This window comes from Enterococcus sp. AZ128 (assembly GCF_051714485.1).
Taxonomy (GTDB): Bacteria; Bacillota; Bacilli; order Lactobacillales; family Enterococcaceae; genus Enterococcus_A.
Genome location: NZ_JBIORZ010000001.1, coordinates 1,977,243 through 1,993,155 on the forward strand (window position 1 = coordinate 1,977,243; position 15,913 = coordinate 1,993,155).

General features: G+C 41.0%; 14 protein-coding genes and 1 riboswitch. Of the genes, 4 read left to right on the top strand and 10 right to left on the bottom strand.

Annotation, left to right across the window (positions count from 1 at the left end; genetic code table 11):
• Positions 1–22: 22 nt before the first annotated feature.
• Complete coding sequence (locus tag IGI38_RS09690) at positions 23–586, bottom strand: hypothetical protein (RefSeq protein ID WP_438729240.1); 564 nt, start codon at positions 584–586, stop codon at positions 23–25.
• Between the two features lie 104 nt (positions 587–690).
• On the opposite strand from IGI38_RS09690, the gene IGI38_RS09695 reads away from it, so the two are divergent.
• Positions 691–2,598, top strand: coding sequence for a M13 family metallopeptidase (locus IGI38_RS09695; protein ID WP_438729242.1), 1,908 nt, complete (start codon positions 691–693; stop codon positions 2,596–2,598).
• A gap of 72 nt (positions 2,599–2,670) precedes the next feature.
• Here the strand turns inward: IGI38_RS09695 and IGI38_RS09700 are convergent, their stop codons facing one another.
• The 8 genes from IGI38_RS09700 to IGI38_RS09735 form a co-directional block, all read right to left on the bottom strand.
• Positions 2,671–3,186: a ClbS/DfsB family four-helix bundle protein gene (locus tag IGI38_RS09700; RefSeq protein WP_438729244.1), complete on the bottom strand. Its 516-nt coding sequence runs from the start codon at positions 3,184–3,186 to the stop codon at positions 2,671–2,673.
• A gap of 188 nt (positions 3,187–3,374) precedes the next feature.
• On the bottom strand, positions 3,375–4,211 hold the full coding sequence (locus tag IGI38_RS09705) for an SDR family NAD(P)-dependent oxidoreductase (RefSeq protein ID WP_438729246.1): 837 nt from the start codon (positions 4,209–4,211) through the stop codon (positions 3,375–3,377).
• 97 nt (positions 4,212–4,308) lie between these two features.
• Complete coding sequence (locus IGI38_RS09710) at positions 4,309–4,929, bottom strand: hypothetical protein (RefSeq protein ID WP_438730396.1); 621 nt, start codon at positions 4,927–4,929, stop codon at positions 4,309–4,311.
• Positions 4,930–4,951: 22 nt separating this feature from the next.
• A complete protein-coding gene (locus IGI38_RS09715; RefSeq protein WP_438729248.1) occupies positions 4,952–7,072 on the bottom strand; it encodes a hydantoinase/oxoprolinase family protein in 2,121 nt (706 codons plus the stop codon).
• A 22-nt stretch (positions 7,073–7,094) separates the two neighbouring features.
• On the bottom strand, positions 7,095–8,423 hold the full coding sequence (locus tag IGI38_RS09720) for a citrate transporter (protein ID WP_438729250.1): 1,329 nt from the start codon (positions 8,421–8,423) through the stop codon (positions 7,095–7,097).
• Between the two features lie 144 nt (positions 8,424–8,567).
• On the bottom strand, positions 8,568–9,872 hold the full coding sequence (locus IGI38_RS09725; RefSeq protein ID WP_438729252.1) for an MFS transporter: 1,305 nt from the start codon (positions 9,870–9,872) through the stop codon (positions 8,568–8,570).
• A 38-nt stretch (positions 9,873–9,910) separates the two neighbouring features.
• The gene (locus tag IGI38_RS09730; protein WP_438729254.1) at positions 9,911–10,762 is read right to left on the bottom strand and encodes a shikimate dehydrogenase; all 852 of its coding nucleotides are present in this window, start codon (positions 10,760–10,762) and stop codon (positions 9,911–9,913) included.
• 18 nt (positions 10,763–10,780) lie between these two features.
• On the bottom strand, positions 10,781–11,635 hold the full coding sequence (locus tag IGI38_RS09735) for a sugar phosphate isomerase/epimerase family protein (RefSeq protein WP_438729256.1): 855 nt from the start codon (positions 11,633–11,635) through the stop codon (positions 10,781–10,783).
• Between the two features lie 384 nt (positions 11,636–12,019).
• On the opposite strand from IGI38_RS09735, the gene IGI38_RS09740 reads away from it, so the two are divergent.
• The gene (locus IGI38_RS09740) at positions 12,020–12,922 is read left to right on the top strand and encodes a LysR family transcriptional regulator (protein ID WP_438729258.1); all 903 of its coding nucleotides are present in this window, start codon (positions 12,020–12,022) and stop codon (positions 12,920–12,922) included.
• An 88-nt stretch (positions 12,923–13,010) separates the two neighbouring features.
• On the opposite strand, the gene IGI38_RS09745 is transcribed toward IGI38_RS09740, so the two are convergent.
• Entirely contained in the window at positions 13,011–13,718 is a 708-nt protein-coding gene (locus IGI38_RS09745; protein ID WP_438729260.1) for a hypothetical protein, read from the bottom strand.
• 402 nt (positions 13,719–14,120) lie between these two features.
• Positions 14,121–14,217: riboswitch (THF riboswitch) on the top strand.
• Between the two features lie 35 nt (positions 14,218–14,252).
• Between IGI38_RS09745 and IGI38_RS09750 the strand changes: the two genes are divergently transcribed.
• Complete coding sequence (locus tag IGI38_RS09750) at positions 14,253–14,783, top strand: folate family ECF transporter S component (protein WP_438729262.1); 531 nt, start codon at positions 14,253–14,255, stop codon at positions 14,781–14,783.
• Positions 14,784–14,967: 184 nt separating this feature from the next.
• On the top strand, positions 14,968–15,867 hold the full coding sequence (locus IGI38_RS09755) for an oligosaccharide biosynthesis protein Alg14 (RefSeq protein ID WP_438729264.1): 900 nt from the start codon (positions 14,968–14,970) through the stop codon (positions 15,865–15,867).
• Positions 15,868–15,913 lie beyond the last annotated feature (46 nt).

The window sequence follows — 15,913 nt, forward strand, 5'->3', positions numbered from 1 at the left end:
GTACCATCAGTTTAACATATTTTTAGTTATTTGATGTAGATTTTACTTTTTTCAATGAAATCGTTCCGTTTCCCCATTCTGCGGGAATCACTGCTTCACTCTTCCCCCAATTATCATGAATTTTATAAAATTTTTGTCCATCCGAGGTTTCCTTAAAACCATGTACAACGACCCAATGATTCTTGTAGCTGCTGCCGAACATCTGCAAAAGTCCGATCATAACAGGTTCACCGACCAGGATACGCTTAGTCACTCGTTGCCAAGCCCCCGCGGCTGTCCCCCTTGCTCGAAAAGGAATACGATAGCGTCGAAAAAAGCGATTCAAGCCTAGAGAAATTTGCATAGGAACTGTTGGAAAATCGATTGGCTGCAATAAAGGCTGCAGTGCCTGAATCAGTTCTTCATTTTGGCTGCTATACGGTTCTCGCAGCCCTTTCGGAACACAGGTCTCATCTAAATGGTCTTGCCAATACGCTAACAGTACACTGCTGGCATATGTCCCGCATAAAAATCCCCGCGGTGTTTTCCACTCACGATACGTTTCAAAACTATTCAATTCTATCCATTGATCGATTGGATAATCCATTTTTTCCACCACCGAATCATTTTCTTTTGTGTATCTTCTTAAGTTATATCATAATGGATAGTAGCTGAAAGAACTAGAAAAAAAAAAGAATGGAGGAATCTATTTTGGATAAAACAAAAATCAAAGAAGATTTATATGAAGCAGTCAACGGGGCTTGGATCAAAGAGGCCACGATCCCCGCAGATAAACCCGCGACAGGCGGCTTTCAAGATCTGGTTGACGGTATTGACGACTTGTTAATGGCTGACACGAAGAAGATGAGCGACGACCCTACCCTCATTCCTAATGATTTGATGAAAGAGTACATCGCTTATTTCCAATTAGCGAATGACTATCAGAAACGCGATCTCGATGGTGCAGAGCCAATGCTCCCATTATTGAAGCAAGTGGAAAGATTGACGGGGCTTGATGATCTTGAGCAGCAATTAACCAGCTGGGTACTTGATGGACTGCCCTTGCCATTCGGTGTTGATGTAGATGCTGATATGAAGAATACTAAAATCAACGCCCTATTCGCTGGCGCACCAAGTTTGATCTTGCCCGATAAGACGTATTACGAAGCCGATCATCCGCAAGCGCCGCAGCTTCTGTCAATTTTTAAGGAAATGACGATCAAGCTTTTCACACTAGCAGGCTATCCAGCAGATGCAGCGGAGAAAATTACAGACGAAGCACTCCAATATGATAAATTGTTGGCTCCCCATGTAAAAAGTGCAGAAGAAAATGCAGACTACAGTAAAATGTACAACCCTGAGAGTGGCGAAGATTTCATCAGACATAGCAAATATCTGGATTTGAAAAAACTCCTAGTCGGATTGATTGGTGGCGTTCCTGAGAAAATCATCGTGACTGAACCGGCCTTTTTTGAAAAACTGGATAACTTAGTCAACCCCGACACCTTCCAGCAAATGAAAAGTTGGATGATGGTAATGACAATCAACGCTCTGACCGCTTATCTAAGTGAAGAATTCCGTCAAGTTGGCGGCACTTACAATCGAGCGCTCTCTGGTGCTCCCGAAGCACGCCCGCAGGAAAAGGCGGCCTTCTATTTAGCTACCGGACGCTTTGATCAAGTTGTCGGCGACTATTATGGGAAAAAATACTTCGGCGAACAAGCGAAAAAAGATGTCGAACAAATGGTACAGCGGATGGTGAGTATTTATCAGGAACGCCTAAGTGATAATACTTGGCTCAGTGAATCGACTCGTGAAAAAGCTATCGTCAAGCTGAATACCTTGGGCATCCACGTCGGCTATCCTGAAAAAATCCCGCCGATCTTTACACAATTCAAAGTGACACCTGCAGAAAAGGGCGGCACACTTTTAAGCAATGCACTCCATTTCAGCAAATTGAAACGTAAAAATGAGTACGCTAAATGGAACAATCCCGTAGAACGTGATGAATGGGAAATGAGTGCGAACACAGTGAACGCCTATTACCATCCATTCCGCAACATCATTGTTTTCCCTGCCGCAATCCTTCAAGCGCCATTTTACAGCTTGGAACAATCCAGCAGTCAAAATTTTGGTGGAATCGGTGCCGTGATCGCTCATGAAATCTCTCATGCCTTCGACAACAACGGTTCGCTTTTTGATGAGTATGGCAATCTGAACAATTGGTGGACCGAAGACGATCAACAACACTTCCAAGAATTAGCCGATCAAATGATTGCTGAATTTGATGGTTTAGAAATCACCGGTGGAAAGGTGAACGGCAAACTGACTGTTTCCGAGAATATTGCCGATGCAGGTGGTTTGAGTTGTGCTCTAGAAGCAGCGAAAAAAGATCGTGATGTTGATCTTGAAGGCTTCTTTATTAACTGGGCCACAATTTGGCGCATGAAGGCCCGTCAAGAATACACCCAACTGCTCCTATCGATCGATGTGCACGCACCAAATAAATTACGAGCCAATGTTCAGGTTAAAAATCTGACAGATTTCTACCAAACCTTCGACATTCAACCGACGGATGCGATGTATCTGGCTCCCGAAAAACGTGTAAGTATCTGGTAATTCGCTAATTTCTATAGCAAAAAAGATCGCAGAAAACGACATTGGTTTTCTGCGATCTTTTTACTTTTATTCTTATACCGCATACTGTTTCTTCCATTTACGAACTTTGGTCCGAAAGGATTTGAAGGGAGCAACAGTATTGATGTGCACCCATTTCCAAACCGGCCAATTAGAAGAAGTCGATTGTGCCCATTTTCGGCCGCTGGGCTTAAACAACACATCATCCGACAGGTTAGCAAGCCACTGACTATTTGTCTCAATCGCATTGTTGAATAACGTGGTCATTTCAGCCAAGCTCTTCCCTCGATGCTCCGCATAAAATTGCTCATGTAAAGGACCCATTTGATTCCACTTGATCCCCGGCGCTGGCATCGCCACAGCCTCACCATCTAGTTCACTCTCTTCCCAATGTTGAATCAATCCCAACCAGCCCAATTGATATGCAAGGTTTTCAAATGGTGTACGTTCGCCTTCAACTAAGCGGACATCCTTATCTTCTTCCTTAATATCTTCGTATTCTTTGATGAACAAATTGGCTCTTTTCTCAATTTCTGTGATAAATGCTTCTTTACTTGTGTATTCCTGCATGATCTTCACGCTCCTTTGGTTGTCTTAGCTATCTGCTATACTCATAATTTAGCATCTGCAGAGAGCTAGTTTAGGAACTTGTCATGTTTGCTTAGGTTTCTCGTTATGTTTACTTTAAAAAGCTACGAAAAACAGAACTAAAAAAAAACCTGACAGAGTTCTGTCAGGAGTTTTGTTGTCTATTTTATTTATGCTTTTGGTTTCTTTGAATCAATCGCGTATTGACGGCGTCCACCTGGTTTTGGTACTAAGTCGCCGATCATATTCCCAAAGCCGCCTTCGACACGCAGTTCGTGGCCGTTCGTGTAATCTGAACGTTTGCTGGAAAGATACAATACTGCGTTTGCAATGTCTTGAACCTCACCGATACGGCGATTAGCAGTCATTCTTCTTCTCCCTTCTTCTACTTCTTCATCTTCATAGAATTTTGTTGATAACGGCGTTTTAACGAAACATGGTAATACACAGTTGCTGCGCACGCCATATTGTCCCCACTCGCCAGCGATCATTTTAGACAACATATTAACACCAGCTTTACTTGGACTGTATGCGCCTGAGTAAGTTTCTGGTGCGATCGAAGCGATCGTTGAAATGTGTACCATCCGACCTGATTGCTGTTCGATCATCACACGACCGATACGTTGTGAAACTAAGAAGTAGCCATTCAAGTTCACATCGATTGTTCGTTTCCATTCATCTAATGCTAAATCTTCCAACGGGCTGAATGTTAGGATCGCTGCAGTTTGAACCAACACATCGATTCTGCCAAAGTCTTCTTTGACTGTTTTTGCCAACGCATCTACTTGTTCTTCAACAGTGGAGTTGCACGCATAACCTTTCGCTTTGATTCCATATTTATTCGCTAATTCCTTAGCATAGCTTTCCGTTGCTTCTTCATTTAAATCAACCAAAGCTAAATTGGCTTTTTGTTCGGCAAAATCATTCGCGATTTTACGTCCCATACCGCCCAAAGCTCCAGTGATTATTACTACGTCGTCCGCTAAGTCTAACCATGTTTTTTCCATTCTTTCCGCTCCCTATACATTAGTTTTTCTTTCCTTAAATATACTGAATCCAGACAGTGGATACTAATTCTTTTTTTCAATCAATCTATAGTCTTATTCAATCAATCGCCAACAATTGCTTTGCCATCGCATAACTATAGTCTGGCGCGACAGGATGCAGCAAAAGTACATTCAACAAAACTGGTGAAAAGGTCAATCCCAATGATTCTTGTGCAAAGGTCATCGCGGCTATTTCACTTAATCCATGTAAACGAGCACTTCTTTTGAAAGGTCCTGTTTGATAATTTAATTGTTTTTGAATCGTGAATAGCTGGTGTTTGTTTTCCAGATAATGATACAGCTCATGAGCGAGTAAGATTTCTGTTACTTGCTGACCTTGGAGAAATTTCTGTTCAGCCACGAAAGAGACCGATTGATCCACTAAACTCTGGTTAATCCGAATGTGCTTCGGCAGTTGAAATTCTGCTAGAACATAGCGGAAATTATCAGACTTCAATGCTTCCTCAAAAAACTCAACTTCAATTTTTTCTTGCCAACAATAGTCCTGTAAATCAGATGCCGGAATCATACCAGCAGCCCTTTTTCCACATTCAATCGCCTGTTGAATCAATTTTAAACGCTCATTTTTAGGTATCTTTTTATAAAGATGATCCTGCATAAGTAGAAACTGCCCGATTTGCAGGTCACTTATTTGCAATAGTTGATTTATTTGGTCCATCACAAATAGCGCCTCCCTCATTCTACGTATAGCGATTGGCGGCAATGATCATCATTTCCTCAGCGCCAACAATTTCACTCATCTCAATTTCCATCAGCATCGTCAACTGGGTAAAGTCTGTGCTGGAAAAATCTAATAACCGTGGTCCGACACAAAAATAAAAATCTGGACGAATAATCAGATCACTCTGATAATTAGCCATACTTTCCCATAAATAGCTAACCTGCTCAAAATAATTTTGAATCGAAGTTTTCACTACTTCCGCATGCTCCCGCTGGACCCGGATAAATCCTTTTTTATCGATTACACGAATACCGTCGCCTTTTTTAGTGTTAGCCCCATAGATGTAAAAGTTCTCAGTAGAATCAACAAGTTGGATTTGCTCTGCTGGTAAACGAAAATCTTGCGTCGCAATCTCACGTGCTTCTGTCTCGCTGGCTGCCGTTTGAACCTCTGTTGCTTGAGCCGCTGTAGACCCGGAAGCTCGTGCCGTAATTTTCTGTGTCTGCGGATCGATCTCAATGTGTACCTCTACACTATCCTCCGTTGCACCACTTTCAATCGCCATGTCTGTGACTTCCTGCTTAATGGCCTGAATATCTTGCTTTGTGGGATTTGGTACGATTCGCTCTACCACATCCTGAACAGCCGCCAATGCAACACCGATCGAAGAAATCACTTCAGCATTTTCGGGAATCTTATAATTAAGATCCATTCGTTCGGCGGCAAATTTGATCAAGGAAGCCACTCCGCCACCCACGCCTACTAGTGTCATTTGATTCTTTTCCAATTGGTATTTTTTGGCTAGCGAACGAATTACCGGTTCGATTTTTTCAACCGCCTTCGCCAAAATCTGACGAGCAACATCCTCTACGGTCGTATTTAAATATTCTGCCAAAGGTGTCATGGCCTTGCGAGCAGAAGCAACATTTCCATAAGAAAAATCTTCTTCTGTTACATAGCCTAAAACATTTGCAGCACAGGAGTTCGTGATGGTAACACATTTTCCGCTTGCTAGTCTGATTGCCACATAATCGGCCGGATCACCTTCTCTTGGCGAATAAAGCTCCAGCTTAGGATCAACAATTTCTTCTTCCGGTGTGTAGACCGCATATTCTAGTCCCGCGATATGCGCACTGCGAGGGCCCACATCTTTTACACCGTTTTTATTCACACGAATCATACTTCCGCCCGCTACACCTAAAACGCGGACATCTAACGAATTGACATACGTTTTATGTCCGGAAATTTCCGAATAATCGATAACTGGACGGCCGTTCTTGATTACACCTAGATTGGTCGAGGTTCCGCCAACTTCAAAGTAGATACCATTAGACGTACGCAGATACATCAACGCCCCCATGACGCTAGCTGCTGGTCCTGACAACATTGTTAATACAGGACGCTTCTTCATCTCAACAACATCCATCAAACCGCCGTCGCCCCGCATGATCATTAGAGGAACATCCACACCGGAGGAACGAACACTTTCTTCCGTAGAATTCGCTGTCTCCAGCATTTTAGGCAGGATCGAAGCATTGATCGTCGCCGTGCGCGTCCGTCGTGATAGCCCGTAAAGTTTGGTCATTTCAGATGCCAAGGTCACGGGCACTTGTTTTTGCCGAGCAACCTCCGCTATTTGTTCTTCTAAATACAAATTATCAACGCCAAATGCTGCGGAAGCGACCAAAACGTCCATTCCATCCGCCAGCAGTGCATCAATCGTTTTTGAAATCGTCTCCTCATTCAATTCTTTTAACGGAATAAAATAAGAAGCGATATGGATACTTCGGCCTGTTCCTAAGTCAATATCCTTCAAGTTTGATTGCGAACGTGCCAACCAGCCTTCAATGCCTGACTTAGCAGTACTTATGATCCCGATTTTGGCGACATCACCCTCTAATAGGGCATTAGTCGCTTGGGTCGTACTATGAGCGACAAAAACAACTTCATCAGGATCAATCCGATACTCGTTTAAGCATTTTAAAAAGGAATTGACGACACCTTCCGCTACGCCCTTTTCATTGTCATGAGTCGTTTTTACTGAAGATTTTCCAATAATTTCTTGGGTATCATTATCAATAGCGACAGCTTTTGTATGCGTGCCGCCTACGTCAATCCCTATTCGAACTCTTCGTTTCATTCAGAAAATCTCCTCCTTTCATTTATATTGGATTATTGAGTAAGAAGTTCGCAATTTCTAGGATCAACGCTACGGTAATTCCCGGAACCAATGATACCTTCATATAATCAATCGCGTTAATGCGGTTGAAACTCAATCCCCATGCATTCCAAGAAATCGTAATATCAAAATGAGCCATTCCAATCAAAACGGACGCAAATAATGGGTATAAAAATGTGGTCGGGTAGTTGGTTGTTTGACTAACTACCGCAAGCAGTGCAGCTCCCGAACCAATCAGCGATAACGGGCCCTTGAACCATGTCAAAGGAGCCAACACACCAAATAAAAGACACAGTGCTAATGGTGCTGTCGGTATAATTCCGCCGATAATCTTTTCAAAATAGGGTGCCGCAAAAAACGCCGCATCATTAAACATTGCCAAAGTAATCCAGAACGCCACCAAAGAAGAGGTATCTTTGACTCCTTCTGTAAATAGACGTGAAATGGTTCGGCAAATTTTTCTGAAGCCGCCCTGCAACTCCCCGCACACTGCTAGCGCATACAAACTAGCCAAAATGAAACATAGAATAACTGGAAGCTTAAACACAATCACACCTAATACGGGTAAGAAAGGCGTAATCAGCGAGATCCCTGGTGCGTCCACAATCTTGCTATCATTTGTTGCTGCCCACGCATAAGTTAAACTCTCCACGCGCAAATAAATCATCGCTGCGATAGACACAACAACAATCATTACTAAAAAGGCTAAGATGCCAAACGGAAAATAATCATTGTACGTATAATTCGCTCCGCCATTGGCGTTCAAAAAGAAAGCAGAATACTGTGCAAAATTGATTGGATTCAGAAACAATCCCGCCGCAACTGAACCTGTAAAAGAAAAGAAAGCAATTACTTTCGGGATACCGATAGAGAACAAAATCGGCAGAATAATTACCGCAATCGCGATAACAGAACCTGCTCCGGTCATAGAGGTAAAAATGAAACCTGTAATTAAATTCACAATCGCTAATATAATTGCGGGATTATCGCCGCCCAATTCCACACTCTTACGAATGATCGTTGACGCAATGCCGGTATCCAATAAAATACGTCCAAAAAAAGCGCCTAAGAAAATATTCATCAATGAAGCGCCGTATTTTTCTGGTGCCGTTTGATAAACCGTCTTCAGCATGTCATTGATAGTCATTCCCACAAACGCATCGTTAGGTGAGATCAAATGACCGATGATCGGCAGAATCGTCCAAATACTTGCCATAATGAAGAATCCTACCATCAAATTGTGTCCCTTGATACAAAATATGACCATTCCTATGAAGGAACAGATTAACAACAGCCCAATTAAAATATCCATGGGTACCCCCTTAAATTCCTCCGCATCCTGAAGTAGATACTAAATTTGAAAACACTTTACATGCTGCTTCATGATATGAAAACAAGGAGGAGACGGATTCTTAAAAAAATCCACTCTACCTCCAAATTAATTATTTAACGTTACTTAATCCTGTAACTTGGCAAATGCGCTATAGCCAAAGATTTTTTTATGTTGCAGAACTAAATAGCTCATCATAACAATCGAGATCACACCAAACATAAGCAACAAGCCCATCATAATATAAACTGCTTGGCCTTCGCCAACAGATTTTGTCATATAGGCTACAAAATATGGCAACGCGACACTGGCGATACTCATCCAAGTATAATAAATTCCAGTATTTCTACCTTTACGACCTGGTGAAAACATTTGACGAACGCTTAAACCAGCTTGTAAAGCACCACCTGCTGCGAAAAAGCCTAAGCAAGCAATACTAATATAAATCACGGTTATGTTGTGGATCAGTAAAACCGCAATCAACGGGATCGTTGTAAAAATCGCATCGATAAACAAAACTTTTACTGGATTCCATCTTAACTTACCCATCATGAATGCCCAGAAAAGAACGGCTAAAATGGACCCGATCGTATAAACCGATGTCAGACTTGCAGCCTGGATCTCAGTCATTCCCACATTACTCAAACCATAGGCTTTCGTGTATTGCTGACCGCCATACATAATGAACATGCAGACAAATCCATAAAACATCGTCGTAAAATTGACCAGTTTGTTTGGTTGAACAAGCATTTTTGCTTTTGCTTCATCAATTTCTTTTTGGACTAAATCTTCTGTCGCTTCTAATGCTTCTTCTACTGAAGAATTGCTTTTCGCTTTTTTACTAGCCTTCATATCATCATCGTAAGCAAAAGGACAAAACAGTGACATGATTACACAAATAAGTGCCAATACCCCTGGAAGGATGATACTCATTGAATTTTGCCCAGATTCAGCGAAACGAACGACCATCAACGGGAAAATTACCCCTGCGATCGATACAAATAATTTAATTCCTAAAAGTGCTGATGCTGCATATTTTGGAGCAGCTTCCTGCGCTGCTGGATATAAAGCCGCATCCCACATCCCTGAGTTAGCAATTCCTACTATGAAAGCTGCGACATATGCCACATAGACATTCGTTGACATTAATAGTATAACAAAGAACAAGAAGTAGATGATAGAGCCGCCAACAGCCAATACCTTACGACCAACTTTATCTGAAATCTCGCCGCCGATCCAAACAGAGATCAACTTTCCAAAACCCGTAAACGTGATGGCCATTGAAACTGCTGCTGCCCCCGCAGTAGCATCTGTATATCCCCATTTATCAAAGAAGTATGCAGCATTTTGACTCAGACTAAGTGTCTGCATTCCGTGAGTAAAATAGGCTAAATACACAAAAATCAACGACGGTAAATATTTTTTCCTCATATTATAATTACTCCTACTCGCTTATTTACGTCCAATTTTTAATTTTCTTTTGTTGGAAGTGCCTGTCCCGTGAAAATTTCGAATGCTGCCTTTCCTTGGCCCAATAGCATTCCTTCACCAGTTACGGTTTCACAGCCTTGCTCTCTGGCATCCTTGATCAGTTGTGTCACTGGAGGATTATAGACCGCATCTGCAACCGTTAAATCTTTATGGAAAATAGTCGGATCGCTGATTGGTGTTCTGGTAGAGCCCTCGCCCATCCCAAGTGTTGTCCCATTAACTAAAACATCCGCAGCCTCTACTTTTTGTTTCAATAACTCTGCATCGGTCAAATCATGAATCGCTACAGCTAAATCAGGATAGAATTTTTTGATTCGAGCAACCGTTTCTTCGCCTTTAACAAAGAAATCGTCTTTGATATTGAAAATATCGATTGATGCTGCTTCTTCGATCGCCAATTGAACCTGAATCGCTGTGGCAGCTCCGCCAGTCCCTAAAACAATAAATTTTTTCCCTTTAGGATCAACATCATGCGCTTTCAAATTATCAACGAAGCCGATCCCATCTGTGATATGGCCTGTTAGTTTTCCATCCTTATTTTGGAACGTATTGATCGCACCGACCATTTGGGCAGCTGGTGAAAGTTCATCCATATATTTCGCTGCTTCGCCTTTACAAGGCATCGTTACATTGCCTCCAGGCATATTGAAGGTACGAACAGATTGGATCGCTTTTTCTACTTCAGCAATCTCTACATCAAATGCAAGATAAACCGCATCGATGCCTAATTGTTCAAAGCCATAATTGTACATCGCTGGTGATCCTGAATGACCAACCGGACTTCCGATCAATCCGTATAATTGAGTTTTCCCTGATACGCTTTCTAACATCGTTTTACCCACCTTTTTTTAGTCTTCTAATAGTTCTGGCCAAGCTTGTTTGATCACATCAATACTCGTGTCGTAGTTCATTTGTGCTGCTTTTTTATAGCCTAAGCTTAAGATTGGATCAGAGATGACTTCTGTACCGACCACACGCGGCTCGATGCCATGTTCTTTGATTGCTTTCAAGAAGCCAACCGTATCGCCCCACCCGGTTCCTGGACAAAGACGATCATGCATTGATTCGTCACGTAAGATTGTATCGGGGTAACGACGTTCTAACACATCACAGATTTGAACTGAAACAACTTTTTCTGCCGGAACACCTTTTAAATCTTCTGCTAATGTTTCAGCACGGGCCCAATGCCATGTATCTAAAATCAGCATACCGTTGTCGCAATCTGCACCTTTAACGATATTCCACGCACTAGCCAAATCCGGTACACCGCTGTATGGCATGAATTCCAGCCCAATAATTAGTTCTTTTGCTCGGGCACATAATTCTTTGAAAGCTTGGATGTGAACCTCTGCTGGGTATTTTTCCATCAATCCGCAGTTGATATGTCCTACTCCGAATAAGCGCGCCATATGATAAACTGTTTGTTCTTTAAATTGCTGCAACAAGGTTTCAGGTGTCTCTTGTGTTTTATTCGGGTCTGCCCATAAGGTAATGTATTCAACTTCCGTTACCTTCATGTCGTTTTCTGCCAGAATTTCTAACATGCGTTCATCAGAATAGCCTTGTTTGATCGCCAGCATATACGTTTCAGCCCGAAGACCAATGCCGTCAAATCCTGCCGCTTTTGCAATTTTTACACGTTCTTCGAAATCAATCTCCATTCCTAATGTATAAGAACTGATTGTTAATGGTACCTTTTTCATTAAACTTCCTCCTAGTTAATCCTTCATACTAATTGATCAAAAGTTATTTTGTTCACATGCAGGGCTGCAGTCCCTTAAGTAAAAAAAACTTTTTTTATTGCGAAAACCGTAGCTTTAACAATGTATCGGCTTTCACAATCAAATCTTGTATTCATTTTAACGTGGGAATTTTCAAAATTCTAATTGGTTTTTATCGCATAATCTATAGGTAATGCATATAGGTTTTGCTATAATTATTGAAAGACCATATAAATAAGATGTAGTTCCAGATTTGCGGCTAATCTTGTCTGTACTATTTCGTTAAATGGTCAGTGAAAAGAAAACAAATTTAAATGATCTTACGATCGAAGACAACTATATAACTATAAACTAGGAGCGGTGCGGATGAATTTGCAGCATTTGAAATACTTTGATGTATTAGCTAGAGAACAACACTATACTCGATCCAGTAAACTACTGAATGTTACACAACCCAGCTTAAGTAACGCTATCGCCTCACTTGAGGATGAATTAGGTATTACTTTATTTGAAAAAAAGGGCCGTAATGTCGTATTGACCAAACCAGGCATGATTTTTCAGGATTATGTTTCTCGGACTTTAGGAACATTAGATGATGGCATTGAGACAGTAACTAAAATCAGCAAGGGCAGCGGTTTTATCAGCTTTGCCTTTTTACCAGTGCTAGGAACAACGTTTGTCCCAAAATTAGTCCGTGACTTTCATAACTCCAATCAAGACAAAGAAATTCTTTTTGATTTCCATACTTCCACGGGCGTCTCTAAAGAAATCATTGAAGGCATCAAAACCATGCATTACGACATTGGTATCGCTTCCTGTTTACAGAATGAGCCCACTGTGGAATTTTTACCTATTGCTAGTCAAGAATTAGTGGTGATCGCACCGTTAGATCACCCATTGGCACAGTTCGATGATATCTATCTAGAGCAAACGCAGCCTTACGAACAGATCGGCTTCAGTAAAAATAGCGGTCTGCGTAATGTGATTGACGAAATATTCCGTAAAAATAATTGCAGCTATAATATCGTCTACGAGGTCACTGTAGATCAAGTCATTGCAGGGCTTGTCAGTCAAGGCTTCGGCATCTCGATCGTTCCGAATATGTATATTTTGAAGAATCTTCCGGTAAAAATCATTCATTTGAAAAACGTGATGCAGGATCGCTTCTTCTATTTAGTGACGAATAAGGAAGCCTACCTCACACCAGCTGTCCTTAATTTTAAAGAATTTGTCCTAGCCCATTCTGATCCAAAAGAAATTGTTTATTAGCAGACCGTAGAAAAACAGGTATCAGACTCAATTTTTTGAGCTTGATACCTGTTTTTATTTCTATTCGTTCGTATATAAACAAATGATTTTACGGTTCAACTTTTTCTTTTTTACGCTTTGAACTGACCACTCTGCGCCGAGTGATACCATGACAGTCATCTGCAATAAGTTCCTTAAACCGACGGATGCCATCTTTCTCAAAAATCGTCAGCTTCGTCAATATGTCAAATAGTACATAGAATTCTTCACCGGATTTACTAGTATCCGCATTTTTGAAAGTCACTACATGCTTCTTGCCATTCTCATCTGCAAAGAACGCCTTGTATGAAAAATCATAGTTCTCCTTATTTGCGAAAGCAATCATTCGTAGTTCTTCAGAATACTCGCTTGTCGCAAAGGCCAGAATCTCATCAAATTTATCATAGGTGGGTGCCGAAGCAGCTCGGACATATTTCATATCTGGTCGAATTGCTCGGGTCCATTCAGAAAATTCTGCTCGTGATTTGAACAATCGATTGCGTACGATCTCCCATTCCCTATAGTCAAAAAAGTCGTAAAAATATAAACAAAAATCGCGCTTTTTATCGTTCGGTTCCCCATTTAAGAATATTTCACAAATAAGATCCTTGCAGATGAAAGAGTAATCATCCATCACCATTGCATTTCTCGTTAGAAGGGCCATTCCATATTCGATTACCACATCTTCGTTCTGTGTTTCCCTATAATACTTAAGGATTTTCTTTTCTAAAGAATCCCGTTTCATTTGAAGCAACTGTCTTTCCTGTAAAGGTTCCACGCTGCCTTCCTCCTTTTTTCTAAAAATTATTTCTTTGTGCTTCTTCCCCTATAATTTATCACTGGGCAGGCGCACTCGTTAAAAAGATTTCCGTTATTAATTCTTTGCAAATAAATGAATAATTGTTCATGGTGATCCATTAAATATTAGAACTGCCATACTATAATCAAGCACGGTTTCAAAATCCCGAGTTCCCGAAAATATTGAGTCATTCTGATTTCAAGATTGCCGCGCTTTCTTATAATTTCTATAGTTCTATAATACCTCTAAAATAACCCGAAATTTACCCAATTTTATTTAATAAAATTAAAAAATCTCGATGTTTACAGAATTGATATGAAAAGATTGTTTCCATTTTCATTCTGTGCTAGTATTTTCTCGGGGGACGAACCCCAAAAATAAATCAGAGTAGGAAATAAAGCGTCAAGTGCTGGAGGGATGGGATGTTGTCCTCTGGACGAAAGACTTAGTCTGCGGTTTTATTTTCGCATTCGCTGCATGAAGATGTAGCAGCTCTATAAGGAGATGCTAGAAATGAAGAAACACCTTGATGCTAGAAGCATCACAACGATGGCGTTATTGATCGCCATGATGGTCACTTTGTCTCGGATACTAGGAATCGAGATGCAGTTTGTCAAAGTCAGCTTTACCTTCATCCCGGAAATTATTATGGGAATGCTGTTCGGTCCTTTTTGGACAGGAATTGGCTCAGTCATCGCTGATTTTATTGGAATGTCACTTTTCGCGAAGGCACCATTTTTTATCGGTTTTACCATTAACGCCTTTCTTGAAGGAGCAATCTACGGTTACTTCTTTTATAAGAAAGAAATTACTTGGAAGAATTCGATTCAATCAGTGTTAGTAACGACCGTCGTGATCAACCTGATCCTGACCCCACTATGGCTGGCAATGATGTATCATGTGCCATTGAACAGCTGGGTGATCTGGGCTCCTCGTTTGATCAAAACCGTCATTTGGATCCCGATCCAAGCAATCATCACCTATTTCTTAGGCGGTGCTCTGCCATATAAACAATGGATCGCGCGCTTTAATCGTGCACATTAATTTTTTAGAATTTATTACATTTGTCTGAAAGTAGTTATTTCTTTCACACTATTTAACCCTTTAGAGACTGTCTTATCCCATAGACAGTCTCTATTTTTGTGTTATTTTTCCCAAGCATAATAATCGCTATTCGTTTTGGAAAGCGCTATGCTATGAAAAATTTAATATGAAAGCTGGGAGAAAAATGAAAAAATCTGATGTTTTGATTGTACCTAAAGACCGTTCACTATACTTTTTCCCTGCCATTTCCGAAATAAGTGTTTGTTCAGGGAAAGAATTACTTGCAGCAAGCCACAATGATTTACGACAATACTTGAAAGACTTTCAATTGATCATATTCTTAGATTTCGGCTTTGAACCAGAAATGGCGGCTCGGATACGTCCGTTCACAAAAGCTAAAATCGTCCTATTTTTCTGGAACCACTTCAAATTGGAACACTATCGCAAATTAAATGCCGCCAAAAAAGAACCTGCGATTGATGAGATTTTCCACTTCGATCCATTAGAAGCGCGTGATCTGGGTTTAAAACACAATAGCTCGTTTTATACGCAATCCGTTGGTGATCCTTTACATGAGACTGATTATGATATTTTCTTTGGCGCCAATGACAACGGCCGCAAGCATCAAGCCTTGGAACTGAAAAATCGATTTGAATCGCTAGGTTTATCGACGTTTTACCATATTCTGCCAAAACGCGGAAACGAACAAGAAGGCTATCTGCCTTATGGTGACTATCTACAGCTTGTCAAACGCAGTAAAGGAATCCTAGAAATATTGCGGGCTGGACAATATGGAGTGACCCTGCGAACCTTTGAATCGTTATTCTTACAAAAGAAACTCGTTACCGCAAATGAGATGCTGCCGTTTTATCGTCTTTATGATCCAAGAAATGTTTTTATGATCGAACCCGATTTGAGCCAACTAACTGCTTTCTTGAATATTCCTTATCACCCAGCCGATCAGGATTTATTGGATTTCTTCGAAGCCAAAAATTGGATCAAGCGCTTCGTTGATTACGATCCGAAGCTCTTTGAAGAATACGAGTATTATCCTGAGTTGATGAAACATGCCAGTGCATTATAAAAGACGCAACAGCCCCATCAATGTGCGCATTGACGGGGCTGTTTAT